This is a genomic window from Microbacterium paraoxydans, assembly GCF_900105335.1.
In the GTDB taxonomy this organism is placed as follows: domain Bacteria; phylum Actinomycetota; class Actinomycetes; order Actinomycetales; family Microbacteriaceae; genus Microbacterium; species Microbacterium paraoxydans.
Window position 1 is genome coordinate 151,762 of sequence record NZ_LT629770.1, and the last position, 25,065, is coordinate 176,826.

A 25,065-nucleotide genomic window follows, 5' to 3' on the forward strand; every position below is an offset into this window, starting at 1 on the left:
GAGGATGACGACCACCGCTCGTCGTCAGATCTTCTTCTGCCACGCCCCTGCGTACGACACGGGCACGAAGCCGATCGCCTCGTTGATGTCGAGCATCGGCCGGTTCTCCTCCGCATTGAAGGTGGAGACCACGGTCGACCCCGGGACGAGCTCCCGCCAGCGCAGGAGGTTGGCGCATTTGACGATCGTGCCGAGACGGTGGCCGCGGTGATCCTTCGCGACCAGCGTCCCGAACTGGTGGGTGGTCCCGGTCTTCTCCGCGCCGATCAGCAGCTCGTTGTACGCGACGAGCGTGCCGGAGGGGACATGCTCCACCGCCACGACGGAGACGGTCTGACCGGCGCCCGTGAGACGCGCATCCCGGCGGATCACCCGCTCCGCGTCGTACACCTCGGCGACGAAATCCATATCGCCACTGGGCGCATCGGTCGACAGCCGGGCGAGGACAGCGGCATACCCGTCGCGGAGCTCCGGCGGGGTGGGCAGCTCCCACTCGAGCACGCGGTAGTCCGGCCCCGCGGCCGCGAGGGCCGCATCCAACGCCCGGCGCAGGGGCTCCGGATCGGCGCGCAGATCGAGCTCGCTGTTGCGCTCGACCTGCTCCAGGGTGAAGCCGTGGGCCTCGACGACATCGCTCAGCGGTGTCGCCGGGATCCGTCCCCAGCCGGTCCGCGGCTCGAGCATGCGGTCGGCCTCCTCGGGCCGGTGCAGGGTCCAGATCTGCAGGACGCTCCGGCCCCGCTCCCTGGCCTCGGCCTCGGCGCGGACGAGCAGCGCGTCCTCGACACCGCGCCCGGCGTGGGCGGCCGGAACGAGAAGGTCGACCTCGGCGGCGCGCGCGTCCTCCTCCTGCGGGAAGGACACCGTCACCATGCCGATGATGTCGTCCCCGTCCCGGGCGACGAATCCGAGGTCCAGCGAATCGGAGTCGTCCTGCCAGTTGGGCAGCATCTGCGCGGCGTCCGGGGCGAGGTCGGGGAGACCGACCTGCTCGTCGCAGATCTGTCGGTTCAGAGCGCCGTACGCGCGGAAGTCCGCGGCGTTCGCATCGTCGAGGGTGGCCGGGACGATCAGCGGCGTGATCGTCAGTGCGGCGGTCGTCATGTCTGGTCCTTCGTGTCGGAGGGAGGAGGAGGTGCCGGGTGTCCCGGCGTCCGTCCGCAGGTGCACGGACGGACGCCGGGTCGGTGTCGATGCGGTCGTCATCGCCCGATCAGCGCATTCCGCGCTGCATGTCGTGCATGAGGAGGGCGTGCGTTTCCGCGGCCGAACGGTGACGCTGTTCTCCGACGAGGAACAGGTCTCCGGGATCGACGGTCCACGACCGGCGTGGACGTCGGGGCCGCTGCGCCCGCTGGAACAGCCAGAGGCCGATCCGGAGCGAGAGGCGGTCCGCGATGCCGAGCTGACGCAGCTCGTCGTCGCGGGGGATCTGGAGGACCTCGCGGTCCTCGGTATCGGGCGGATGGGTGGTGCTGTGTGACAGCGTGATGTTCACGATGGTTCCTTCGAAAGGGATGGATGGGGTGCGGAAGCACCACGTCAGGACCGAGTCGTCGGCCGCGGCGGGTGCGGACGAGAGCAGCGCCTGCGGAGCCGCGAATGCGGAGGCCGGAAGCGGCGGGGATCCATAATCCGGGGGATCAGAGGGTGGGACGCGACAGAACAGGCGGGAGAAGACCCGGAGGGGGCCTGCGTTCCCAGGCTGCGGTTCTAGCCGAGCGAGCCGTGACGGACGCCAGCGGTCACCGATGCCGCGAGGCGCGGCGCGGAGTGCGCGGGCGCGGCGAGGCCAAAGACCTCTGCGGTGTGCTGAGTGATCATCATCGGTAACCTCCTTTCGTGTGGCGATCCGGAGGCCACCGTAGCGAAACTCTCAGGAGATCGTCAAGCATTTCGTGGTAGCACCGGCGTGTCGCGGTGGAGGCGGGGTCCGCGACGACCGCGCGGGATACCGGCCGTTCCGCGGGATTCCGGTAGCGTAGCGGCGTGAATCTCCCCGGACGAGCGGTCGCCCCATGCACCTGAAGAGCCTGACGCTCAAGGGGTTCAAGTCGTTCGCGCAGCCCACGACCTTCGTGTTCGAGCCCGGCGTCACGTGCATCGTCGGACCGAACGGCTCCGGCAAGTCCAATGTCGTCGACGCCCTCGCCTGGGTGATGGGGGAGCAGGGGGCGAAGACGCTCCGCGGCGGGAAGATGGAAGACGTCATCTTCGCCGGCACCTCGACCCGTGGTCCCCTCGGGCGCGCCGAGGTGCAGCTCACGATCGACAATGCCGACGGCGCGCTGCCGATCGAGTACGCCGAGGTGACGATCAGCCGCACCCTGTTCCGCAACGGCTCCAGCGAGTACGCCATCAACGGCGAGAGCTGCCGGCTGCTCGACGTGCAGGAGCTGCTCAGCGACTCCGGGCTGGGCCGGGAGATGCACGTCATCGTGGGTCAGGGGCGGCTCGACACCGTGCTCCAGGCCTCGCCGGAGGATCGCCGCGGCTTCATCGAGGAGGCGGCCGGCATCCTCAAGCACCGTCGTCGCAAGGAGAAGACGCTGCGCAAGCTCGACGCGATGGAGGCCAACCTCACGCGTCTGAGCGACCTCGCCGGGGAGATCCGCCGACAGCTCAAGCCCCTCGGGCGCCAGGCCGAGATCGCGCGTGAGGCGCAGACCATCGCCGCTGTCGTGCGCGATGCCAAGGCCCGCCTGTTCGCCGATGACGTCGTGGCGCTGCGCACAGCCCTCGCGGACCACACCCGCACCGAGCAGGAGCGGCACACCGAGCGTCTCGTGCTGTCCGACCAGGCCGAGACCGTGCGCGCCGGGATCACTCGGCTGGAGAAGAACCAGAACTCGATCGCGGTCGACGAGGCACGCAGCGTCGCGTTCGGACTCGAACAGGTGCAGGAGCGGATGCGCGGGCTCTACACCCTCGCCAACCAGCGCCTCGCGCTCCTCGGGTCCGAGGAGGACGACGCGGCCGTGACCGCGGTGACCGTCACGCAGGCGACCATCGACGAGGCGAAGGAGGACATCGAGACGATCTCCTCCGGCCTCGGCGACGCTCAGGACGCTGCGGCCGCCGCCAGCCGCGAGGTCGTGAACGCCCGTGCCGAGCTCGACACGCTCGATGTCGACATCGCGGAGCAGAGCGCGCTCGTCTCCGAATACGACATGCGGCTCTCCTCGCTCCGCGGGAACGCCGATGCGGCCGCGTCCGCTCTGGCCGCCGTCCGCGGCGCGGTGCTGCGCCAGGAGAACGCGCTCGAGGCCGCGCACGCCCGACGACGCGAGGCCGAAGAGGCCCTGGAGGCGATCGACGATGCGGAAGCTCCCGAGGGCACGGCCGTCGAGTATGCCGCCGCCTACGAGAGCGCCCAGCGTGCGGCGACGGCGGCGGAGGCGGAGCGGGAGAGCCTCCGCGAGCGCCTGCACGCCGCGGAGCGCGAGGTCGATGCCCTCACGGCGAAGGCCGCTGCGTTGAGCAGTGCGCTGTCGCTGTCGGGAGGTGCCGCCGAGATCGTCGCGGAGGGCGGCCCCGGAATCCGCGGTCTCGTCGGCGATGCCGTGCAGGTCCGGGCGGGATACGAAGCCGCGATCGCTGCCGTGCTCGGTCCCCTGGCCGAGGGTGTGCTGGTCGGTTCCGCGGACGACGCGTTCATCCTGGCGGCGGAGGCCGCGGAGCGCCGCCGCGGGGTGGTCGACTTCGTGGTCGCCGAGGCGCCGAGGGAGCGGGCGCCGCACCCCGCCGTCGACGGCGTGATCGCCGCGACCGAGACGGTGACGGCGCCGGACGGCGTTCTCGGGATCCTGGCGCATGTGCTCATCGCCGACGACCTCGATGCGGCGCGGGCGGCGCGGCGCGCTCTGGACGCGGCAGGTGACACCGCGACCACGATCGTGACGACCGGGGGCGACGTCATCACCGCCCAGACGCTGCGGACCGGATCCGGAGGGGAGCGCTCCCGCCTCGAACTCGCGGCGGAGCGCGATGCGGCGACCGAGCGGCTGACCGAGATCCAGATCGTCGTCGACTCCCTGCGGGAGGCCCGCATCGACGCCGACGAGGCGGTGGAGGAGACACGGCGTCAGGCGAAGGACGCGCTGCGCGCCCTCCGCGAGCACGACGCCGCCCTCGCGACGCACGCGGAGCAGGTCAATAAGGTGACCGTGCGCCATGAGGCCGCTGTCGCCGAATGCGATCGTCTCGAGACCGGGCTCGCTCAGGCGCAGGCCGCCGTGGCGGACGCGGAGGCGAAGGCGGAGGCCGCGAAGGCGGAGCTCGATGCCGCCGTCGCGGCGCCGCGTCCGGTGCTCGACGCGTCTGCGCGGGACGGCCTGTTGGAGGCCCTGGAGCGGGCCCGCGAGGGCGAGGTCCGCGCCCGCCTGGAGGTCGAGACCCTGCGCGAGCGGGTCCGTGCCGCGCAGTCCCGGGTGACCGCGTTGGAGCGCCAGCGCGAGCAGGAGCGGGACGCCGCGGCGGAGGCCGCCCGGCGCGCCGTCATCCGCCGGGCGCAGCGCGAGGCGGCGTCCGGGGTCGTGGACGAGCTGCCGCGCATCCTCGACTCCCTCGACCGCTCGGTCACCGAGGCCCGCGTCGCCCTGGCGGAGGCGGAAGCAGCTCGGTCGGCGCAGAACGAGGAACTCGTCGCCCTGCGCGCCCAGGAGTCGTCCCTGCGGGAACGGCTGGTCGGGCTCACGGAGAGCGTGCACGGCCTGGAGTTGCAGATCCACGAGAAGAAGCTCCACCTGAACAGCCTGTTGGAGCGCGTGTCCTCGGAACTCTCGCTGGACGAGGACGTGCTCGTCGCCGAGTACGGTCCTGATCAGCTCGTGCCGCGGGATCCCGGGACGGAGCCGGCCGACGGCGAACTGCTCGACGACACCGCGATCCCGTTCGACCGGCGCATCCAGCAGCGGCGCCTGGCGGACGCGGAGCGGAAACTCGCCCAGCTCGGGCGGGTCAACCCGCTCGCGCTGGAGGAGTTCGCCGCCCTGGAGCAGCGCCACGCGTTCCTCACCACCCAGCTCGCGGACCTGACGCAGACCCGGCAGGATCTCCTGACGATCATCGCCGACCTCGACGAGCGCATGCAGACGATCTTCGCCAGCGCATTCGAGGACACCAAGGAGGCGTTCGGCCAGGTCTTCCCGCTGCTGTTCCCCGGAGGCACGGGCAGCATCTCGCTGACCGATCCGGAGAACATGCTGACGACGGGGATCGAGGTCTCGGTCCGTCCCGTCGGGAAGAAGATCGAGCGGTTGTCGCTGTTGTCCGGTGGTGAGCGGTCTCTGGCCGCGGTGGCGCTCCTGGTGGCGATTTTCAAGGCGCGTCCCAGCCCGTTCTACATCCTCGACGAGGTCGAGGCCGCGCTCGACGACGCGAACCTCGGCCGGCTGCTCACGGTCTTCGAGCAGCTGCGCGAGAGCTCCCAGCTCCTCGTCATCACGCACCAGAAGCGGACGATGGAGATCGCCGACGCGCTCTACGGCGTGTCGATGCGCCAGGACGGCGTCTCCGCGGTGGTCGGTCAGCGCGTCGGCGACCGCGCCGCCGCCGCGGTCTGACTCGCCCCGGGCACAGCTGCGGAGATCGTGACCCCCACCTGGCGTGTCGACGGTCCGATCCGGCGTGTCGCCCGCGGTCTCCGAAGCTGTGCTCGGACGGACCACGGCGGGTCACACCGTGAGCGACTGTTCGAATCCGGTGACGGCGGCGGGGAACTCGGGGTGATCCTGGGGGCGGTGAGCGAAACCGGAGAGGACGATGTGGTCGGCCCCGACATCGACGAGACGTCGGGCGATGAGCTCGTACTCCTCGTTCCAGCCGCCGGTGACGACGAAGGTCGGCACGGCGGCGAGAGAACGCTCCCGGATCCCGTGTCCCCAGGGGAGATTCGCGGCCGCCCAGTGCTCCGCGACCGCGCGTTCGTCCGGCCAGGACTCGCGGTCCAGCGGGCCGCCGAACATGAGCGGGCGCAGGATCGACCAGAAGCCGTAGAGGTCGTCCTCGGCCGCGCGTGATCGCGCCTCCGTGACCACGGCGATATGCCGCTCGATCGGCGCGTCACCGCGAGCGATGTCGTACAGGGCGGGCTCGACGAGGACGAGGCCGCACACCCGCAGACCGTCGGCGACGGCGCGGACGGCGGTCACAGCGCCGATGGAGTGGGCGAACAGGAGCGGCGACCGGTCACGTTCTCCCTCGACGAGCGCGCCCGCCTGCGCTTCGACGGACGACTCCGGCGGGAAGCTGAGGAAGGTCCCCGACTCCGGATCCTGCGAGGGCCACGCGGCCGTGCCGCGCCTCCCGGCGCCATGGAGGAACACCCGGTGCGGGAGCGGCGCGCGGTGCATCCCTGGATGCTACCCGTAGGCTGGACGCATGGCAGAGAAGTCCTGGTCTCTCGGTCGCGCGCTGCGCGGCATGTTCGTGAAGCCCACCATCGACGAGACGACGTGGGAAGACCTGGAGACGGCGCTGATCACGGCGGACTTCGGCCCTGACATCAGCGAGCGCATCGTCGAAGAGCTGCGCGACAAGGTCGCGAAGTACCGCACCACAGACCCCAAGGACCTCCAGCGCATGCTGCGGGAGACTCTGGAGGAGCACTTCGCGAAGTTCGACACCACGCTCAAGCTCACCGAGCGCCCGGCCGTGGTCCTCGTCGTCGGGGTGAACGGCGTGGGCAAGACGACCACGATCGGGAAGTTCACGAAGTTCCTCCGCGGTTACCAGCGGAGCGTCGTCGTCGGCGCCGCCGACACCTTCCGTGCCGCGGCTGTGGACCAGCTCGCCACCTGGGCCCAGCGCGGGGGAGCGGCGATCGTCCGCCCGCAGCAGGAAGGCCAGGACCCGGCTTCCGTCGCCTTCCAGACCGTCGAGTACGCGAAGCGCGAGGGTATGGAGATCGCGATCATCGACACGGCGGGACGCCTGCACACCAAGGGCGGCCTCATGGACGAACTGGGCAAGATCCGCCGTGTCGTGGAGAAGCAGGCTCCCATCAGCGAGGTGCTCCTCGTCCTCGATGCGACGACGGGGCAGAACGGCGTCATGCAGGCGGAGACCTTCCTGCAGCACGCCGGGGTCACGGGACTGGTGCTCACCAAGCTCGACGGCTCGGCCAAGGGCGGTTTCGTGCTCGCCGTTCAGGAGCGGACGGGCATCCCGGTGAAGCTCCTCGGGCAGGGCGAGGGCATCGACGATCTGACCGGTTTCACGCCGCACGTCTTCGTGCAGGCGCTGGTCGGCTGACACAGGGCTTCCGCCCCGAGCACCAGGCTGGTTTCATAGCGTTATGGCGATCGAACACGACTACTTCGGACTGCTGTCGTCGGGCCCCGACGGCTCGATCTTCTGGTCGGAGACGGTCGAGCTCGGTGACCAGAGCGTCACGGTGGACCTGACGGCCCCGGACCAGGACGACGTCTCCGCCGACGCCCTCGACATCGCCGCCGGGCTCATCGCCGGCCTGGAGAACGTGGATGCGACGGCGCGACGGGGGATGCTCGCCGAGGTGGACGACCGCACGAGCGAGGTCACCGAGTACATCCTGCAGCAGCAGGAGGTGTTCGGCGACGACCTCCCCGACGTCCTCATCGACGTGTCCGGAGACGCGGCCGTGGACATCATCCGATCGCTGCGCCTGATGAGCATGACGATCCTCGCGGACGAGCACGGCGGCTCCGAGCCGTTCGCCGTGCTGGAGTACGCGCTCGATGACAGCGCCACGGACGACGTGCTGCTCGTGAACCTCGGATCCGACGGCAGCGTGCAGTCGGTCATGAGCGCCGACTGACCGCCGCTCGTCAGACCGCCTGCGCGAAGCCGAGGTCGGCGCTCTCCGCGATGTGCGCGAGGTGCGCGGGGATCTCCCGCCCCTTCGAGGTCATCGACTGCGCCCAGAGCCGCCCGGCGCGGTACGAGGAGCGCACCAGCGGACCGGCGAGCACCCCGAGGAACCCGATCCGCTCCGCCTCCTCCTTGAATTCGACGAACTCGGCCGGCTTCACCCACCGCGAGACGGGAAGATGCCGCGGGGTCGGGCGGAGGTACTGGGTGATGGTGATGATGTCACAGCCGGCGTCATGGAGGTCCTGCAGCGCCTGGACGACCTCCTCCGGCTCCTCGCCCATGCCGAGGATGAGATTCGACTTCGTGATGAGTCCGGCGTCGCGGGCCTGCGTGAGCACGTTCAGCGACCGCTCGTAGCGGAAAGCGGGGCGGATGCGCTTGAAGATGCGGGGCACGGTCTCCACGTTGTGCGCGAACACCTCGGGGCGGGCGTCGAAGATCTGACCGAGGAAGGCCGGGTCGGCGTTGTGCTCGTTGGCCAGCAGCTCCACCCCGGTGTTCGGGTTGAGCTCGTGGATCCTGCGCACCGTCTCGGCGTTCAGCCAGGCCCCCGTGTCGGGCAGGTCGTCGCGGGCCACGCTCGTCACGGTCGCGTAGCGGAGGTTCATCCGCTGCACGCTCTCGGCGACGCGTCGCGGCTCGTCGGTGTCGTAGTCGGCGGGCTTGCCGGTGTCGATCTGGCAGAAGTCGCAGCGGCGCGTGCACTGCGAGCCTCCGATGAGGAAGGTCGCCTCGCGGTCCTCCCAGCACTCGAAGATGTTCGGGCAGCCGGCCTCCTGACACACCGTGTGCAGGTCCTCGCTCTTCACGAGCGAGTGCAGCGCCGAGTACTCCGGCCCCATCTTGGCCTTGGTCTTGATCCACTCGGGCTTGCGCTCGATCGGGGTCTCCGCGTTGCGGATCTCGAGGCGGAGGAGCTTGCGCCCCTCGGGTGCGGCGGTCATGCCGGGACTCCTGTCAGGTCGGGTGCGTGGGCGGTGCGGAAGGCGTCCTGCACGGCGTCGACGAGGTCGAGCGGACCGACCACGCGTCCGGACGCCTCGCTCACCGTCGTCACACCGGCGTCGGTGATGCCGCAGGGGATGATGTCGCGGAAGGGGGCGAGGCTGTTGTCGCAGTTGATGGCGAAGCCGTGCATGGTCACGCCCTGCTGCACGCGCACGCCGATCGCGGCCACCTTGTCCTCCGAGAGCGGTCGGCGCACCCACACACCGCTGCGTCCCTCGACCTGGTGCCCGTCGACTCCGAACGGACGCAGCACCTCGATGAGGATCCGCTCCAGTCGCCGGACGTGTGCGACCACGTCCATCGGCTCCGGCAGGCGGAAGATCGGATAGCCGACGAGTTGCCCCGGTCCGTGCCAGGTGATCTTCCCGCCGCGGTCGACGTCGATCACCGGGGTCCCGTCCTGGGGGCGCTCATGGTCCTCCGTGCGCTTGCCCGCGGTATAGACGGCCGCGTGCTCGAGCAGGATGAGCGTGTCAGGGCGGGTACCGGACACGACGTCCGCGTGCACACGGCGCTGCAGGGCCCAGCCCTCGGGATAGGGGACAGGGGTCGGCATGAAGCCGGGGGTGAGGATGTCGAGCATGCGTCGTCGCTTCCCTCTAATACATGGATTGCGTCCAACAATACATCCTCGTCCGGGGTGCGGCGCGGCGCGCGGTACCGTGAAGTCATGAACCGGACTGGTCGCGCCGGCCGCCCGAAGGCCTCCTCGCGCGAGACCCTCGCCGAGGCCGCTTGCGAGCTCTTCCTGGAGCGCGGGTACGAGGCCACCTCCATCGCCGACATCACGCAGCGGGCGGGCGTCAGCCGTTCCAGCTTCTTCAACTACTTCACGTCCAAAAGCGACGTGCTGTGGTCCGGGATCGACGAGCGCATCGGCGTCGCAGCCGGCGCTCTGGACGACCTCGGCCGCAACGCCACGGGGGAGCGGGTGCGCGGGATCCTGCAGGGGATCGTGGACGATTTCGCCCCGGACCCGTTGGCGTTGGCGCTGCGGAATGCGGAGGCCATGGCGCTCGAGGTGGAGCTGGTGCGGGAGACGGGTGTCCGTCTGGCCCGCCTCGCCGCCGCGGTCTCCCGTGCGGCGTGCGCGGCGGGTATCGATGTGATGCGTGCGGACGTGCTGGGAGCGGCGCAGGCGGCCGCCGTCCTGTCCGCCCTGCGCGTCTGGGCCGAGGAGGGGGCGGGCCGCGGCACACCGGAGTCCGTGCTCCGCGAGGCGCTCGCCCGCGTGCACGATCTGCCCTGGGGGGAGTGACGCGGCCTCGCGAGCCCCCGGTTCCGCGCCGAGGCCCCGGCGTGCTCACGCATGCGGGGCGGGGTCTCGACGACAAAGCGGGGCTTCGGCGACTCTGCTCCGTGCCGCGCTGAGCGTGGGGGCTCCACTCGCGTAGAATCGTAGGCACCATGGCTACCTTTGGCACGCTCTCCGATCGGCTCACCGACACCTTCCGCAACCTGCGCACGAAGGGAAAGCTCACCGCCGCCGACGTCGACGGCACGGTGCGCGAGATCCGTCGTGCTCTGCTCGACGCTGACGTCGCGCTCGCGGTCGTCAAGGACTTCACCGCCAAGGTGCGCGAGCGCGCTCTCGGCGACGAGGTCAACAAGGCGCTGAACCCCGCGCAGCAGGTGGTGCAGATCGTCAACGAGGAGCTCGTCCAGATCCTCGGCGGGGAGCAGCGGCGCCTGCAGTTCGCAAAGACCGCCCCGACCGTGATCATGCTCGCGGGCCTCCAGGGTTCGGGTAAGACGACGTTCGCCGGCAAGCTGGCCAAGCAGCTCGAGAGCGAGGGGCACACGCCTCTGCTCGTCGCCGCCGACCTCCAGCGCCCGAACGCGGTGAACCAGCTCCAGGTGGTCGCCGAGCAGGCCGGCGCCACCGTGTACGCGCCCGAGCCGGGCAACGGCGTCGGCGATCCCGTCAAGGTGTCGCGCGACGGCGTCGAGCACGCCCGCCGTCAGCAGCACGACGTGGTCATCATCGACACCGCCGGCCGCCTCGGCGTCGACGCCGAGCTCATGAAGCAGGCCGCCGACATCCGCAAGGCGGTCAACCCGGACGAGGTGCTCTTCGTCATCGACGCGATGATCGGTCAGGACGCCGTCAACACGGCCAAGGCGTTCCAGGAGGGCGTCGACTTCACCGGCGTCGTGCTCTCCAAGCTCGACGGTGACGCGCGAGGCGGAGCGGCGCTGTCGGTCGCCTCGGTCACCGGTCGTCCGATCATCTTCGCCTCCACGGGCGAGCGGCTGGAGGACCTCGAGCCGTTCCACCCCGATCGCATGGCCAGCCGCATCCTCGACCTCGGTGACATCCTCACCCTCATCGAGCAGGCGCAGCAGGCCTTCGACGAGGATGAAGCGCGCAAGGTCGCCGAGAAGCTCGCGAACGAGGCCTTCACCCTCGAGGACTTCCTCGAGCAGCTTCAGCAGATGAAGAAGATGGGCTCGATGAAGAAGATGCTCGGGATGCTCCCGGGCATGGGCCAGATGAAGCAGCAGCTCGAGGACTTCGACGAGCGCGAGATCGACCGCACGGAGGCCATCATCCGTTCCATGACGCCGGTCGAGCGTCGCAACCCCAAGATCCTCAATGGTTCCCGTCGTCTGCGCATCGCGCGCGGCTCCGGCATGACCGTCACCGACGTCAATCAGCTCGTGCAGCGCTTCGAGCAGGCCGCGAAGATGATGAAGACCGTCGCTCGCGGTGGCACGCCAAACATCCCCGGCATGGGGCCGGTCCCCGGCATGGGCAAGCCCGGCGCCTCGTCGAAGCGCGGCAAGAAGGGCAAGGGCGGCGGCGGCAACCGCTCCCGCTCCGGCAACCCCGCGAAGCGCGCGGCGGAGAACGCCGGCCTCGCGGCCTCGACGGCACCGACCGGCTCCGGCTTCGGCCTCGGCGGGGGAGGCGTGGCCCCCTCGGAGGCCGACCTCGCCGAGATCCAGAAGCTGTTCGGCAAGAGCTGAGCGGCCGGAACTCAGCGCACGGCGACCGGCGCGGACGAAGGACCGACCGTGGCCGCGGGCGTGCCTCGCGGCCGCGCCGCGAACTGCCCGCCGACGAGGGCGGCGAGCGTGATCACGATGCCCGCCACCTGGACCACCGTGAAGCTCTCGCCGACCACGAGCACGCCGAGCAGCGCCGCGACGATCGGTGAGAGTAGTGCGAGCAGGCCGGGCACGATCACGGGCAGGCGCTGGATCCCTCGGAACCACAGCGTGTAGGCGATGATCCCTCCCGCCGTCGCGAGCCAGAGATAGCCGAGGAGCGCCCCCGCGTCGAGGGCAGGAGGCGGGCCCTCGACCGCGAAGGTGAGGGGGAGGAGCAGCAGTCCGCCCGCACTGAGCTGCCAGCCTGCGTACGCCACGGGGCCGACGCCGGAGGGGCGTCCCCAGCGCTTGGTGAGTATCATCCCGAGGCCGGTCGCGGTCACCCCGCCGAGAGCCGCGACGACGCCCCAGAGGTCCAGCGCGGCGGCAGGGCCGAGGACGACGAGGGCGACCCCCGCCGCTCCGGCGACGGCGGCGGCCGCGGATACCGGTCGGACACGTTCCTCGAGCACGAGCGCTCCGAGCCCCAGGACGATGAGCGGCTGCGCTCCGGCGACGGCGGCGGCGACCCCACCGGGGAGGCGTTCGGCCGCGAGGAACAGCAGCGGGAAGAACGCGCCGATGTTGAGGGCGCCGAGGACGAGGGCCTTGCCCCACCAGGCCCCGTGCGGCAGGCGCCGGGCCAGTAGCACCGCGAGGAAACCCGCAGGCAGCGCGCGGAGGAGGCCGGCGAGGAGCGGATGCCCGGCGGGGAGCAGCTCCGTCGTCACCAGGTAGGTCGTACCCCACGCCGCCGGCGCGAGGGCCGTGACGAGGGTGAGCGTGAGGCGGTTCATGCTCCCAGCCTGCGCGCCGCACTCAGATGAGTCCAACGCATTGTTGTCACGCTATTCATGACGAGCGATCATGGATTTATGGAACTCCAGCAGCTGCGATATGTCGTCGCCGTGGCGGACACCGGTTCGTTCACCCGCGCGGCGGAGCGCTGTCACGTCACGCAGTCGGCGCTCAGCCATCAGGTCGCCGCTCTCGAACGCGAGTTGGGCGTACGGCTGTTCGCGCGCACCAGTCGTAGCGTCCGCGCGACCGAGTCCGGTGAGGCGTTCCTCCGGTCCGCGCGGTTCGCCGTGCGCGCCGCGGATCAGGCGCGGGAGGATGCCGCGGCCGCCGCCGGCGAAGTCGTCGGAACGCTCCGGCTCGGGATCATCCCCACGGTGACCGCTGTCGATGTCCCCGCCCTCCTCGTGGCCTATCGCAGCGCGCACCCGGCCGCCCGCGTGGAGCTTCGCGAGGGGAACAGCGACGGCCTCATGACCGCGATCCGCCAAGGCGACATCGATGTCGCGTTCCTCGGGCTTCGGGAGGGTGTGGAGCCCCAGGGTGTGGCGTCCCGACCCCTGTCCCACGAGCCGCTGGTAGCGGTGCTGCCTCGCGGGCATGTCCTCGCTGCGAGGCGGCGGGTGCGGCTGAGTGACCTCGCGGACTCCGCTTTCGCCGACTTCGCGGCCGGAACCTCGGGACGGGCGCAGAGCGACGCGGCGTTCCTGGCCGCGGGGGTCGGGCGGGACGTGGCCTTCGAATCCGACACGGCCGCGAGCCTGATCGGCCTGGTCGCTGCGGGCCTCGCCGTCACGCTGCTCGCACCCGGCGTGGTGCGGGGGTATCAGGACATCGTCGACACGGTGGCGGTCCAGGACGGCCCGGTCCGTGTCGAACACGTGGCCTGGGACGCCGCGGCACCGCGCAGCGCCGCCCGCGCGTTCCTCGACATCGTCGCGGCAGCCTCCTGAGACCCTGTTCCTGCAGCCCGGGCGGAGGGTGAGCCGGAGACGACGAAGCGGGCCCGGGAAGAACCCGGACCCGCCTCGTCGTGTGGTGATCAGCGCACGTCGTCGTCGACCCAGTCCATCGACTTCGTGACGGCCTTGCGCCACAGGCGCAGCTGGCGGTCGCGCTCGGCCTCGTCGAGCGAGGGCTCCCAGCGGCGGTCCTCCTGCCAGTTCGCGGACAGGTCGTCGAGGCCGCTCCAGAAGCCGACCGCGAGTCCCGCGGCGTAGGCCGCACCGAGCGCGGTGGTCTCGGCGACCACCGGACGCACGACCGGGACGCCGAGGATGTCGGCCTGGAACTGCATGAGCGCGTCGTTGGCGACCATGCCGCCGTCGACCTTGAGCTCGCTGAGGTCCACTCCGGCGTCCGCGTTGACCGCGTCGAGCACGTCGCGGGTCTGGAAGGCCACGGCCTCCAGGGCGGCGCGCGCGATGTGGTTCTTGTTCGCGTAGCGGGTGAGGCCGACGATCGCGCCACGGGCGTCCGGACGCCAGTACGGTGCGAACAGACCCGAGAACGCGGGGACGATGTACACGCCGCCGTTGTCCTCGACCTTCTCCGCCAGCTCCTCGACCTCGGGGGCGGAGGAGATGATGCCGAGCTGGTCGCGCAGCCACTGGATGAGCGAGCCGGTCACCGCGATCGACCCCTCCAGCGCATAGTGCGTGGGCTGGTCGCCGAGCTTGTAGCCGACGGTGGTGAGCAGACCGTTCTTCGAGCGGACGATCTCCTCGCCCGTGTTGAAGATGAGGAAGCAGCCCGTGCCGTAGGTGTTCTTGCTCTCGCCCTTCTGGAACGCGGCCTGCCCGAACGTCGCCGCCTGCTGGTCGCCGAGGATGCCGGCGATCGGCGTCTCGCGCAGCAGCGACGAGCTCTCGGCGGCGCCGTAGACCTCGGAGGAGGAGCGGATCTCCGGCATCATCGAGCGCGGCACGCCGAACGCCTCGAGGATGTCGTCGCGCCACTCCAGCGTCTCGAGGTCCATGAACATCGTGCGCGAGGCGTTCGTCACGTCGGTCGCGTGCACGCCGCCGTCGATGCCGCCGGTCAGGTTCCACAGGACCCAGGTGTCGGTCGTGCCGAAGAGCAGATCTCCGGCCTCGGCCTTCTCGCGGGCACCTTCGACGTTCTCCAGGATCCAGGTGATCTTGGTGCCGGAGAAGTAGGTCGCCAGCGGGAGGCCGACGATCGACTTGAACCGGTCGACGCCCTCGTCGCCCGCGAGGCGGTTGACGATCTCCTGCGTACGGGTGTCCTGCCAGACGATGGCGTTGTAGACCGGCTTGCCCGTGGTCTTGTCCCACACGACGGCGGTCTCGCGCTGGTTCGTGATGCCCACGGCGGCGATGTCGTGGCGGGTGAGATCGGCGCGACCGAGGGCCAGACCGATCACCTCCTGGACATTGCGCCAGATCTCGGCGGCGTCGTGCTCGACCCAGCCGGCCTTGGGAAGGATCTGCTCGTGCTCCTTCTGACCGGTGGCGACGATGCTGCCCTTCTTGTCGAAGATGATCGCGCGGCTCGACGTGGTGCCCTGGTCGATCGCGATGATGTAGTCAGCCATGTGTTCTCCTTTGAATTCCCGAGCGGTTGAGGGGGATCAGCCGGCGAGGCTGAGCAGGCCGGGGGCGGCGAGGGCGGCGATGACACCGCCGATGAGCGGACCGACGACGGGCACCCACGAGTAGGACCAGTCGCTGGCACCCTTGCCCTGGATCGGGAGGATCGCGTGGGCGATGCGGGGACCGAGGTCACGAGCCGGGTTGATCGCGTAGCCGGTGGGGCCACCGAGCGATGCACCGATCGCGACCACCAGGAGGGCCACCGGAAGGGCGGTGAGCGGGCCGAGGCCACCGGGCGTGCCGACCTCGATGTCGCCGTAGTCCGCGAACGCGAAGATGACGAAGACGAGGACGAACGTGCCGATGATCTCGGTGACGAGGTTCCAGCCGTACGAGCGGATGGCGGGGCCGGTGGAGAAGACGCCGAGCTTGTTGGCGGCCTCCGGCTCCTGGTCGAAGTGCTGCTTGTACGCGAGCCAGACGACGATGGCGCCGATGATCGCGCCGAGGAGCTCCGCGGCGGTCGCGGTGAGGAACATCGTGAAGTCGATGCCCTTGGCGGGGTCCAGCAGGTGCTGCACCCAGAGGCCGATACCGACGGCCGGGTTCAGGATGGCACCGGAGTACGCCGAGACGAGCACACCCGCGAACACCGCGAGACCCCATCCCCAGTTGACCATCAGGAAGCCGCCGCCGAAGCCCTTGTTCTTCGCCAGGGCGACGTTCGCGACCACACCGCAGCCGAGCAGGACCAGCATCGCGGTGCCGACGAGCTCGGAGAGGAAGTAGAGACCGAGATTGACGTCAGTCATGTCTTCGTTGACCTTTCTTGCGGGTCGGGGCCCCTCTGCCCCGACCCCTTATGGGGTAGCACCGCGAGGAGGGCGCGGTGGTCGGGCCCCGTCAGCCGCGGGCGCGGGACGGGATGTGGAGTCCGTGTCGCTCGTTGAGCAGCACGCGCGTCTGCTCCACCTCGGCGTCGTGACGCTCGCGGTCCCAGCCGAGGAGCGGAGCCAGGGCGTCGGCGATCTCGTCGAGCACCTCCGCTCGGGCGCCGCCCGTGAAGGCGATGCTCGTGCGGCGGAGGATGACGTCCTCGAGACGGGTGACCATCTCCTCGTTCACCATCCACTCCAGCTCGCGGGTCGACAGGTCGCCGCCGGCGAGGGGCGCGTCGTCCCCCTGCTCGACGTACGCCCACACGGCCGCCGCCCGGGTGCCATAGCGCGCGAGGAGCTGGTCGGCCCGGGTGCCGGCGCCGGCGAGGTTCTCCTGGATCCAGATCCGCTTGGCCTTCTCGGTACGCGGGAACTCGCGGCCGCCGCCGATCGCGCGGCCCGCCGTGGAGACGGTGCGCGTGCGCCCGAGGAGTCCGAGGACGGTGTCGGAGAGCGATTCGCCCAGAGCGCGGAACGTGGTCCACTTCCCGCCCACGAGGCTCACCAGCGGAACAGCGCCCTGGCGGTCGACCTCGACGCGGTAGTCGCGCGAGACGAAGCCGGGAGCGGTGTCCTCGTGCCGGGGGAGCGGACGGATGCCGGAGAAGTTGTAGACGATCTGCTCGCGGGTCACCGAGATCGACGGGAACACGTGGTGGATGAGGTCGAAGAAGTAGTCGATCTCCTCCTCCGTGCACACCGGCACCTCGCGCGGGTCGGCGTCGATGTCCGTCGTGCCCACGAGGACGCGCCCCTTGAGCGGGTAGATCAGCACGATGCGACCGTCGGAGTGCTCGAAGAAGATCTCGCGTCCCCGCGTGGCCTCCAGCAGCTCGGGGTGGTCGAGCACGATGTGCGAGCCCTTGGTGCCGCCCATGAAGTGGGTGTCGGTACCGAGGGCGTCGTTCGTGAGGTCGGTCCACGGGCCGGAGGCGTTCACGACGACATCCGCGGTCACGGTGAACTCGGTGCCGCTCTCCCGGTCGCGGAGGGTGATCTGCTCGCCGTCGCGGCCGATCGCCTCGACGTAGTTCAGCGCCACGGCGCCGGGGTGGCTCGCGCGGCCGTCCTGCAGCACGTCGAGCGCGAGGCGCTCGGGGTCGTGCATCGACGCGTCGTAGTACGTCGCGGTGTACTTGATCTTCGGGTCCATCGACGGCAGCTCGGCCAGCGACTTCTTGCGGCCGAGGAAGCGGTGCCGGGGCACGGTGCCACCGTCGCGCGAGAACGTGTCGTAGATGGTGAGACCGACCTTGATGAGGAAGGCGCCGCGCTCCTTCGGCTTCCCGCTCTTGTGCGTGAGGAAGCGCAGGGGAGCGGAGAGGATGCCCGAGAACGTCGAGTAGATCGGGATCGTGGTCTGCAGCGGCTTGACGTAGTGCGGAGCGATCTTGAGCAGACCGTTGCGCTCCTCCACCGACTCCCGGACGAGACGGAACTCGCCGTTCTCCAGGTAGCGGATGCCGCCGTGGATCATGTGGCTCGACGCCGCGGAGGCACCGGAGGCGAAGTCGCCGCGCTCGACGAGGACGACGTCGACGCCCTGCAGCGCCAGATCGCGGAACGTCGAGATGCCGTTGATGCCGCCGCCGATCACGAGGACACTGGTGCGCCCGGATTCACGGAGCGCGCGAACGGCGTCCCGCTCCGGGGACGTGTGGGTGGAATCGATCATCGTCGACCCTCTCTTCCTTGCTTGCCACCAGCATCGACCTCTGTGACGCCGCGCGCAAGCTGGCTGCACATATGTGCAAGGATCGAGGGAGAGGAGGTCATCATGGCGGAATCCGGAGCGCCTTCGCGCGACGGGAAGCTGATCGCCGCGCTCAAGGCTGCCCAGCTCTACTACATGCAGGACAAGACCATGGAGGTCATCGCGCAGGAGCTCGGAACGTCGCGATCGTCCGTGTCACGGCTGCTCAGCTTCGCGCGCGAGAGCGGCCTCGTCGACATCCGGATCAACTCGCCTCTGGAACGCCTCGGGATGCTCGAGCAGCGCATCAGGGATCGCCATCGCGTCGTTGCGCACGTGGTTCCGATGGCCGAGATCGTCAGCGAGGTCGAGCGCCTGGAGCGGGTGGCGCTGACCGCCGGGCGGCTGCTGTCCCAGTTCGTGGACTCGAACATGATCGTCGGCGTCGCATGGGGGTCGACGATCAGTGCGGTCAGCCGCGGTCTCACCCAGAAGGAGACGCACAACACGACATTCGTGCAGCTCAACGGCGCCGGGAACACCCAGACCAGCGGTGTGGAGTACTCCAGTGACATCCTGCAGCGCTTCGGCAGCGCCTTCGGGGCGCAGGTGCAGCAGTTCCCGGTCCCCGCGTTCTTCGACGACCCCGCCACCCGCGAGGCGATGTGGCGCGAGCGCAGCACCCGGCGTGTCCTCGACCTGCAGGCGAAGATGGACATCGCCGTGTTCAGTCTCGGCTCCCCGGCGGCGGAGGTGCCCAGCCGGGTCTACGTCGGCGGCTACCTCGGTCGGGAGGACTACCGCAGTCTGCGGGAGGACCACGCGATCGGCGACGTGGCGACGGTCTTCTTCCGCGCCGACGGCTCCTGGCGCGACATCCGTCTCAATGCGCGGGCGACCGGCCCGGGACTCGACCGGCTGCGCCGCGTGCCACGACGAGTGTGCGTCGTCTCCGGCGTGCCCAAGCTCGCGAGCCTGCGCGCGGCTATCGCCGCGGAGCTCATCACCGACGTGGTCCTGGACGAGGGGCTCGCGCGCCGGCTCGTCGAGGACTGAGCGGCGTTTGCGTCACTCGCCTTCGATCGAGGACTGCGGTCCGGTCCGGAACTCGCGGATCAGATGCTGGACCACGGCCCGGAGGTCGCCGTCCGTGGCGTCCGCCACCGCGAGCTGACGGGCGTAGCTCGCGCCGCCGTCGAGGATCGTCGCGATGCTGCCGAACTCGCGCACGCACCCGAGCTCGACGGCGACCGGGGTCAGTTCCTCGATCTTCTCGGTCAGGTGCTCGCGCACGGGCCGCTGCGTGCCGATCGTGTCGACGATGACCCGGGCGTCCAGGCCGTATCGGGCCGCGCGCCACTTGTTCTCGCGGTGGAACCACGCGGGGAGGTCGGGCAGGGCGGCCCCTTCGTCCAGGAGCCGGGAGAAGTGCTCGACGAGGACCTGCACGAGCGCGGCCACGGCGGCCATCTCGGAGAGCGTGGACAGGCCGTCGCACGCCCGGACCTCGATCGTGCCCCAGCGCGGAGCGGGACGGATATCCCACCGCACCTCCGTGGCGTCGGCCATGACTCCGGTGCGGACCATGTCGTCCAGGTAGCGCTCGAACTCCGACCAGTCGCGCAGCGGCCAGGGCAGACCCGCCGTGGGCAGCTGCTGGAAGACGAGAGCGCGATTGGAGGCGTACCCCGTGCGTTCCCCGGCCCAGAACGGGCTGGACGCCGACAGCGCCTGCAGGTGGGGGAGATAGGCCGACAGCGCGTTGATGATGGGGAAGACCTTGCGCTGCTCGTCGACGCCCACGTGCACGTGGATGCCCCAGATCATCATGTTGCGCCCCCACCACTGGGTGCGCTCGATCAGGCTGTGGTAGCGGGTCTTGTCGGTCACCGACTGGTCGTACCACTGGGCGAACGGGTGGCTTCCGGCGGAGAGCAGCTCGATCCCTGCCGGGTCGGTGGCCGACCGCACCGCCGCGATCGCGTTCGCGATGTCGTCGACGGCGTGGGCCACGGAGTCGCCGATCCCGCTGGTCACCTCGATGGTGTTGGTGAGGAGCTCGCCGGTGACGGTGTGGCGTTCGTCTTCGCTCTCCGCCTCCAGCGCGGCGAGGAGCTCCGGCGCGCGACCGACGAGATCACCGGTCTCTGGATCGGCGAGCATGATCTCCCACTCGAGACCGACGGTGGAGCGGGCCGAAGCGGCGAAGTCGAGCTGCACGGGGACAGTCTGACACGGGGCCGGGCCTGCTCCGCAACGCCGTGTCGCCGGGTTTCGCACGCGGCGCACGCATCTGGCAGAATAGAGGGTCGGACGACGTGCTCGACCCTCTATCCAGCGCTCGTCCTCCTCATTTGAGCTTCCGCCGGGTGTGCACCCCACGCTCCAGGCGACCGGTTCGTTTCCTTCCACACCATTCAGGAGAATCGTGGCTGTCAAGATTCGTCTCAAGCGCATGGGCAAGATCCGCGCGCCGTACTACCGCATCGTCGTCGCCGACTCGCGCACCAAGCGCGACGGTCGTGTGATCGAGGAGATCGGCAAGTACCACCCCACCGAGGAGCCCTCGTTCATCGAGGTCGACTCCGAGCGTGCGCAGTACTGGCTCTCCGTCGGCGCGCAGCCGACCGAGCAGGTCACCGCCATCCTCAAGATCACCGGCGACTGGGGCATCTTCAAGGGCGACAAGGACGCGAAGTCCACCCTCAAGGTCGCCGGCGAGAAGGCCGCGTTCGAGGCCGACGCCTCGAAGAAGTCGGTCATCAAGCCCAAGGCGGAGAAGAAGGAGGAGGCCCCCGCTGCGGAGGCCCCCGCCGCTGACGCCGACGCGGAGGCCGCTGAGGCTCCCGCCGCCGACGCCGAGTAATCCATCGTGCTCGCCGCCGCGCTCGAACACATCGTCAAGGGGATCGTCGATCACCCCGAAGATGTGCGCATCCACGAATCCTCGTCGCCTCGCGGCGACCTGCTCGAGGTGCGTGTGCACCCCGATGACCGTGGACGCGTGATCGGGCGCGGCGGCCGCACGGCCAAGGCCCTGCGCACTCTCGTGAGCGCCCTCGCCGACGGGCGCCGCGTCCGCGTCGACGTCGCGGACGACTGACGTGGTGTCGCAGGACCGCACCCAGGGCCGTAACCAGCTGCGCGTCGGGCGCCTGGTCAAGGCCCACGGGCTCAAGGGCGCCCTGAAGCTCGAGCTCTACACCGACAACCCCGAGCGGCGCTTCGTCCCCGGGGCCGCGTTCACGTTGCAGGTGCCCGAGGCATCTCCGTGGCACGGCAAGGAGATCGTCGTCCGCGAGTACCGCGTGATGAACGGGAACCCCGTCGTCTTCTTCGAGGACGTGGACGACCGGAACGCCGCCGAGAGCCTCGTCCGCGCCATCCTCTGGATGGACCAGGACGAGGACGAGACCGAGGACAACGCCTGGTTCGACCACCAGCTCGTGGGTCTGGACGTCGTCCGCGACGAGGTGGTCATCGGCCGCGTGGTCCGGGTCGAGCACCTGCCCGCGCAGGACCTCCTGATCGTCAAGCCCACGGCGACCGGCAGCACGGACGAGGTGATGGTCCCGTTCGTCGAGGCCATCGTCCCCGCCGTCGAGGTCGCCGCCGGGCGCATCATCGTCACCCCGCCGGCCGGGCTCTTCGAGGAGCTTCCCGAGTCGGAGGACGAGACCGCTCCCTCCGACACCGCCGAGTGACCGCTGATACGGTTCCCCCGTGCGCATCGACGTCGTCTCCATCTTCCCCTCGTACTTCGACGGACTGACGCTCTCCCTGCTCGGCAAGGCGCGAGGCTCGGGTCTGCTCGACCTCCAGGTGCACGATCTCCGCGACTGGACGCACGACCGCCATCGCACCGTCGACGACACCCCCTACGGCGGGGGAGCCGGCATGGTCATGAAGCCGGAGCCGTGGGGCCTCGCTCTCGATGAGCTCACGGCGGACGCCGCCCCGGCGCCGACCATCATCTTTCCGTCGCCGGCGGGGGAGGTCTTCACCCAGGCGACCGCGCGGGAACTCGCGGGGCGCGACCACCTCGTGTTCGGCTGTGGGCGCTACGAGGGCATCGACGAGCGCGTCTTCGAGTACGCCGCCGAGCGGGGCGAGGTGCGGTTGCTGAGCCTCGGCGATTATGTCCTCAACGGCGGCGAGGTGGCGACGATGGCGATGATCGAGGCCATCGGCCGCCTGATCCCGGGCGTCGTCGGCAATCCGGAGAGCCTGGTCGAGGAGTCGCACGAGGACGGCCTCCTCGAGTACCCGTCGTACACCAAGCCGTCGGTGTGGCGGGAGCGCGCGGTCCCCGATGTGCTCCTCAGCGGCAACCACGGGGCGATCGCGGCATGGCGTCGCGAGCAGCAGCTCCTCCGCACCCGCCTGCGGCGCCCTGACCTGCTCCCGGACGCGCCGACCGACGGCTGACCCGGCCGCGGCCATCCGCCGGGACGACTGCTGTTAGCGTCGAGGCATGGTGGATGTGACACACGCGCGATCGTTCGAGAGCATCGGCGAGGAGTACGACCGCTACCGACCGGGGTTCCCGGAGCGTGCGGCCGACATCGTCGTTCCGGACCGGGTCGCCACGGCGCTCGATCTCGGCGCCGGCACCGGGAAGTTCACGGGGCTGCTCGTCGCGCGGGCGAGGCGGGTGATCGCGGTCGAGCCGTCTGCGCCGATGCTCGCCGTGCTCGCGCGGACGCTGCCGACGGTCGACGCGCGGCCGGGGACCGCGGAGAGCATCCCCGTGCCGGACGGCTCCATCGATGCCGTCAGCGTCGCGCAGGCGTTCCACTGGTTCGATCGGGACGCGGCGGCGGCCGAGATCGCTCGCGCGCTCGTGCCTCACGGCACGCTCGGGCTGCTGTGGAATCGTGCCGACCCCGCCTGTCCCTGGGACCTCGCGTGCCACCGGGTGGCGCATCCCGCGGTCGGCGCGGACGACGACACCTCCGCGTCGGCCGCGGATCTCCCCGGCTTCGTCCTGGAGGTCCACGAGGAGGTGCGCTGGACGGAGCGGAACACCCGCGAGGACTACCTCCGACGGTGGGGCACGGTGAGCAGCTTCCTCGTGGCGGACGATGCGGAGCGCGCGGCGATGGTGGCGGCCCTGGAGGCAGTGCTGGACGGTGCGGACGAGACGCGGGGGAAGGCGGAGTTCGAGCTGCCGCACCTCACCGACGTGTTCCGTTACCGCCGCGCATGAGGATCTGGTCGCTGCACCCCGAGTACCTCGACCGTCAGGGGCTCGTCGCCTGCTGGCGGGAGACGCTCCTCGCCCAGGCGGTGCTCGCCGACGCCACGAAGGGGTATCAGCGGCATCCGCAGCTCGAGCGCTTCCGAGCGGTGGCCGATCCGGTGGCCGCGGTGGGCGCGTACCTGGCAGGTGTCGCCGACGAGGCGGACGCCCGTGGCTATCGTTTCGACCGCACGCGGATCCGGCGGATTGAGTCGGCGATACCGCCGATCCCGGTCACCACGGGTCAGCTCGCGCGGGAGTGGGAGCATCTGCGGGCGAAGCTCGCCGAGCGCAGTCCGGAGGTGCTCACCCGACACGGGGCTGTGGAGCTCCCGAGGGCGCACCCGCTGTTCGTCGTCGTTCCCGGGCCGATCGCGCCCTGGGAGCGCGCCGACCCCGCGGCCGGAGTCAGTCGACGCCGAGGAACGAGCGATCCGTCAGGATGATCGGACCGTCCTCGGTGATGGCGATGGTGTGCTCGGAGTGCGCGCCGCGTGAGCCGTCCGCGCTGCGCAGCGTCCACCCGTCGGGGTCGGTGATCAGCTCGTCCGTCGTCGCGAGGAACCAGGGCTCCAGCGCGAGCACGAGGCCGGCACGGAGCGGGAAGCCGCGTCCTGCGCGGCCGTCGTTCGCCACATGAGGGTCGCCGTGCATCGTGCGGCCCACGCCGTGACCGCCGAAGTCGGTGTTGATGGAGTAGCCCTCGCCGTGCGCGATGTCGGCGATCGCGGCGGAGATGTCGCCGATGCGCTTGCCGACCACCGAGGTCTCGATCGCGGCCGCCAGCGCGCGCTCCGTGGTGTCGATGAGACGGAGGTCCTCGTCCCGCGGTGTACCCACGACGAAGGAGACCGCGGAGTCGGCGACCCAGCCATCGACCGAGACGGCGAAGTCCAGGGTGACGAGGTCGCCGTCCCGGAGCGCGTAGTCGTGCGGGAGGCCGTGCAGCACGGCGTCGTTCACCGAGGTGCAGATGACCTTGCCGAAGGGGCTCGCCCCGAAGGAGGGGTGGTAGTCGATGTAGCAGGACTCGGCGCCGGCCTTGCGGATCATGTCATGGGCCCGGCGATCGATCGCCAGGAGGTTGGTGCCGACCTTCGTCTCGTCGCGCAGGGTCGCCAGCGTCTCGGCGACGAACCGGCCTGCCGCGCGCATCTCATCGATCTCGGCAGGGGTGCGCAGTTCGATCATCAGTGTCCTCTCGTCGTCTCCATTCTCCCTGATCGCACAGGTGCCCGGCGCCTGCCGCTCTCAGCGAACACCCGTGACGCGCCGGTGCGGTCGCCGTAGCATCGGAGCATGTGGATCCGACAGGCCTTCTTCCGCTGGCTGCTGCCGTCGGCGTTCCTCCTGCCGCTGTGGCTTCTCATCGGCTGGGCCGTCTTCCAGGGCGGCTGGTCGATCCTCTGGGTGCTGCTCATCGCGATGCCCTCGGTGTTCGTGGGGCAGCTCCTGCTCACGCTGCTGACGCGCTCCCGCCCGTCGGTCCGCGCCGAGCGCGCCGTCTCGTGGTGGGACGTCGCCGGGTTCGGTCTCTGGCACGCGCTCACGATCGCAGTCGGCTTCTTCATCGAGGGGGCCTTCGGCTGGCTCCTCGCGGCCGCCATCGTCGTGGGCATCGCCCTGATGTGGCTGCAGCTGTGGCAGCTCTGGAACGAGGCGCGGGGGAGCGGGACGCGGATCCGCGAAACCATCTCCTGGTCGACGATGACGCCGCCGCGCACCGAGAGCCCGCAGACGAGTGTGCACGAGGTGATCGTGGTGCGGGAGACCGACGACCGGCTCTGACCTGTCGTTTTGGTCGGGCCTGTCATCCGTGGCAGAATGGTTGTTTGTGCCGTGACCGGCTCTGCCCCAGGGGAGCCCGCGGACGCGTCAGCGCCG

General features: G+C 70.2%; 25 protein-coding genes. 14 read left to right on the plus strand and 11 right to left on the minus strand.

What is annotated here, in order from left to right; genetic code table 11:
- Window positions 1–24: 24 nt before the first annotated feature.
- Both BLU02_RS00930 and BLU02_RS00935 read right to left on the minus strand, forming a co-directional pair.
- Window positions 25–1,104, minus strand: coding sequence for a GNAT family N-acetyltransferase (locus BLU02_RS00930; RefSeq protein ID WP_060923101.1), 1,080 nt, complete (start codon window positions 1,102–1,104; stop codon window positions 25–27).
- A 109-nt stretch (window positions 1,105–1,213) separates the two neighbouring features.
- Entirely contained in the window at window positions 1,214–1,498 is a 285-nt protein-coding gene (locus BLU02_RS00935) for a hypothetical protein (RefSeq protein ID WP_060923102.1), read from the minus strand.
- Window positions 1,499–2,018: 520 nt separating this feature from the next.
- Here BLU02_RS00935 and smc point away from each other — a divergent pair.
- On the plus strand, window positions 2,019–5,564 hold the full coding sequence (gene smc / locus BLU02_RS00940) for a chromosome segregation protein SMC (protein ID WP_083370849.1): 3,546 nt from the start codon (window positions 2,019–2,021) through the stop codon (window positions 5,562–5,564).
- A gap of 111 nt (window positions 5,565–5,675) precedes the next feature.
- Here smc and BLU02_RS00945 read toward each other — a convergent pair whose 3' ends face one another.
- Complete coding sequence (locus tag BLU02_RS00945) at window positions 5,676–6,353, minus strand: alpha/beta hydrolase (RefSeq protein ID WP_083370850.1); 678 nt, start codon at window positions 6,351–6,353, stop codon at window positions 5,676–5,678.
- Window positions 6,354–6,381: 28 nt separating this feature from the next.
- Between BLU02_RS00945 and ftsY the strand changes: the two genes are divergently transcribed.
- Entirely contained in the window at window positions 6,382–7,254 is an 873-nt protein-coding gene (gene ftsY, locus BLU02_RS00950; RefSeq protein ID WP_025103328.1) for a signal recognition particle-docking protein FtsY, read from the plus strand.
- Between the two features lie 43 nt (window positions 7,255–7,297).
- Window positions 7,298–7,798, plus strand: a complete 501-nt coding sequence (locus BLU02_RS00955) for a DUF2004 domain-containing protein (RefSeq protein ID WP_060922216.1) — start codon at window positions 7,298–7,300, stop codon at window positions 7,796–7,798.
- A gap of 10 nt (window positions 7,799–7,808) precedes the next feature.
- Here BLU02_RS00955 and lipA read toward each other — a convergent pair whose 3' ends face one another.
- Both lipA and lipB read right to left on the minus strand, forming a co-directional pair.
- Window positions 7,809–8,798, minus strand: a complete 990-nt coding sequence (lipA, locus tag BLU02_RS00960) for a lipoyl synthase (RefSeq protein ID WP_060922215.1) — start codon at window positions 8,796–8,798, stop codon at window positions 7,809–7,811.
- Window positions 8,795–9,445: a lipoyl(octanoyl) transferase LipB gene (gene lipB, locus BLU02_RS00965; protein WP_060922214.1), complete on the minus strand. Its 651-nt coding sequence runs from the start codon at window positions 9,443–9,445 to the stop codon at window positions 8,795–8,797. Before lipB ends, lipA begins: the two co-directional genes overlap by 4 nt.
- Window positions 9,446–9,532: 87 nt before the next feature.
- On the opposite strand from lipB, the gene BLU02_RS00970 reads away from it, so the two are divergent.
- Window positions 9,533–10,120, plus strand: coding sequence for a TetR/AcrR family transcriptional regulator (locus BLU02_RS00970; RefSeq protein WP_060922213.1), 588 nt, complete (start codon window positions 9,533–9,535; stop codon window positions 10,118–10,120).
- 149 nt (window positions 10,121–10,269) lie between these two features.
- Window positions 10,270–11,832 (plus strand): signal recognition particle protein, encoded by a 1,563-nt coding sequence (gene ffh, locus BLU02_RS00975; RefSeq protein WP_060922212.1) that lies wholly within the window; start codon window positions 10,270–10,272, stop codon window positions 11,830–11,832.
- An 11-nt stretch (window positions 11,833–11,843) separates the two neighbouring features.
- Here the strand turns inward: ffh and BLU02_RS00980 are convergent, their stop codons facing one another.
- Window positions 11,844–12,752: an EamA family transporter gene (locus BLU02_RS00980; RefSeq protein WP_060922211.1), complete on the minus strand. Its 909-nt coding sequence runs from the start codon at window positions 12,750–12,752 to the stop codon at window positions 11,844–11,846.
- Between the two features lie 78 nt (window positions 12,753–12,830).
- Between BLU02_RS00980 and BLU02_RS00985 the strand changes: the two genes are divergently transcribed.
- A complete protein-coding gene (locus BLU02_RS00985; protein ID WP_060922210.1) occupies window positions 12,831–13,706 on the plus strand; it encodes a LysR family transcriptional regulator in 876 nt (291 codons plus the stop codon).
- 89 nt (window positions 13,707–13,795) lie between these two features.
- On the opposite strand, the gene glpK is transcribed toward BLU02_RS00985, so the two are convergent.
- From glpK to BLU02_RS01000, 3 genes are all read right to left on the minus strand, one after another.
- Window positions 13,796–15,310, minus strand: a complete 1,515-nt coding sequence (gene glpK / locus BLU02_RS00990) for a glycerol kinase GlpK (protein ID WP_060922209.1) — start codon at window positions 15,308–15,310, stop codon at window positions 13,796–13,798.
- A 36-nt stretch (window positions 15,311–15,346) separates the two neighbouring features.
- Window positions 15,347–16,120: an MIP/aquaporin family protein gene (locus BLU02_RS00995; protein WP_060922208.1), complete on the minus strand. Its 774-nt coding sequence runs from the start codon at window positions 16,118–16,120 to the stop codon at window positions 15,347–15,349.
- Between the two features lie 91 nt (window positions 16,121–16,211).
- A complete protein-coding gene (locus tag BLU02_RS01000) occupies window positions 16,212–17,921 on the minus strand; it encodes a glycerol-3-phosphate dehydrogenase/oxidase (protein ID WP_060922207.1) in 1,710 nt (569 codons plus the stop codon).
- A gap of 102 nt (window positions 17,922–18,023) precedes the next feature.
- On the opposite strand from BLU02_RS01000, the gene BLU02_RS01005 reads away from it, so the two are divergent.
- Window positions 18,024–18,995: a sugar-binding transcriptional regulator gene (locus tag BLU02_RS01005; RefSeq protein ID WP_060922206.1), complete on the plus strand. Its 972-nt coding sequence runs from the start codon at window positions 18,024–18,026 to the stop codon at window positions 18,993–18,995.
- Between the two features lie 12 nt (window positions 18,996–19,007).
- On the opposite strand, the gene BLU02_RS01010 is transcribed toward BLU02_RS01005, so the two are convergent.
- A complete protein-coding gene (locus BLU02_RS01010; RefSeq protein ID WP_060922205.1) occupies window positions 19,008–20,159 on the minus strand; it encodes a glutamate--cysteine ligase in 1,152 nt (383 codons plus the stop codon).
- A 208-nt stretch (window positions 20,160–20,367) separates the two neighbouring features.
- On the opposite strand from BLU02_RS01010, the gene rpsP reads away from it, so the two are divergent.
- From rpsP to BLU02_RS01040, 6 genes are read left to right on the plus strand one after another with little or no spacing between them, the layout of a single operon-like run.
- On the plus strand, window positions 20,368–20,805 hold the full coding sequence (rpsP, locus tag BLU02_RS01015) for a 30S ribosomal protein S16 (RefSeq protein ID WP_060922204.1): 438 nt from the start codon (window positions 20,368–20,370) through the stop codon (window positions 20,803–20,805).
- Window positions 20,806–20,811: 6 nt separating this feature from the next.
- Window positions 20,812–21,042 (plus strand): RNA-binding protein, encoded by a 231-nt coding sequence (locus tag BLU02_RS01020; protein WP_025103341.1) that lies wholly within the window; start codon window positions 20,812–20,814, stop codon window positions 21,040–21,042.
- A gap of 1 nt (window position 21,043) precedes the next feature.
- Window positions 21,044–21,643, plus strand: a complete 600-nt coding sequence (gene rimM, locus BLU02_RS01025; RefSeq protein ID WP_060922203.1) for a ribosome maturation factor RimM — start codon at window positions 21,044–21,046, stop codon at window positions 21,641–21,643.
- Window positions 21,644–21,662: 19 nt separating this feature from the next.
- Window positions 21,663–22,367, plus strand: coding sequence for a tRNA (guanosine(37)-N1)-methyltransferase TrmD (gene trmD, locus BLU02_RS01030; RefSeq protein WP_060922202.1), 705 nt, complete (start codon window positions 21,663–21,665; stop codon window positions 22,365–22,367).
- Window positions 22,368–22,413: 46 nt separating this feature from the next.
- Window positions 22,414–23,148, plus strand: coding sequence for a class I SAM-dependent methyltransferase (locus BLU02_RS01035; RefSeq protein ID WP_060922201.1), 735 nt, complete (start codon window positions 22,414–22,416; stop codon window positions 23,146–23,148).
- Window positions 23,145–23,627, plus strand: coding sequence for a pyrimidine dimer DNA glycosylase/endonuclease V (locus tag BLU02_RS01040; RefSeq protein WP_060922200.1), 483 nt, complete (start codon window positions 23,145–23,147; stop codon window positions 23,625–23,627). Before BLU02_RS01035 ends, BLU02_RS01040 begins: the two co-directional genes overlap by 4 nt.
- Here the strand turns inward: BLU02_RS01040 and map are convergent.
- Complete coding sequence (gene map, locus BLU02_RS01045) at window positions 23,590–24,372, minus strand: type I methionyl aminopeptidase (protein WP_060922199.1); 783 nt, start codon at window positions 24,370–24,372, stop codon at window positions 23,590–23,592. The genes BLU02_RS01040 and map overlap by 38 nt on opposite strands.
- 108 nt (window positions 24,373–24,480) lie before the next feature.
- Between map and BLU02_RS01050 the strand changes: the two genes are divergently transcribed.
- Window positions 24,481–24,969 (plus strand): hypothetical protein, encoded by a 489-nt coding sequence (locus BLU02_RS01050; protein ID WP_060922198.1) that lies wholly within the window; start codon window positions 24,481–24,483, stop codon window positions 24,967–24,969.
- Window positions 24,970–25,065 lie beyond the last annotated feature (96 nt).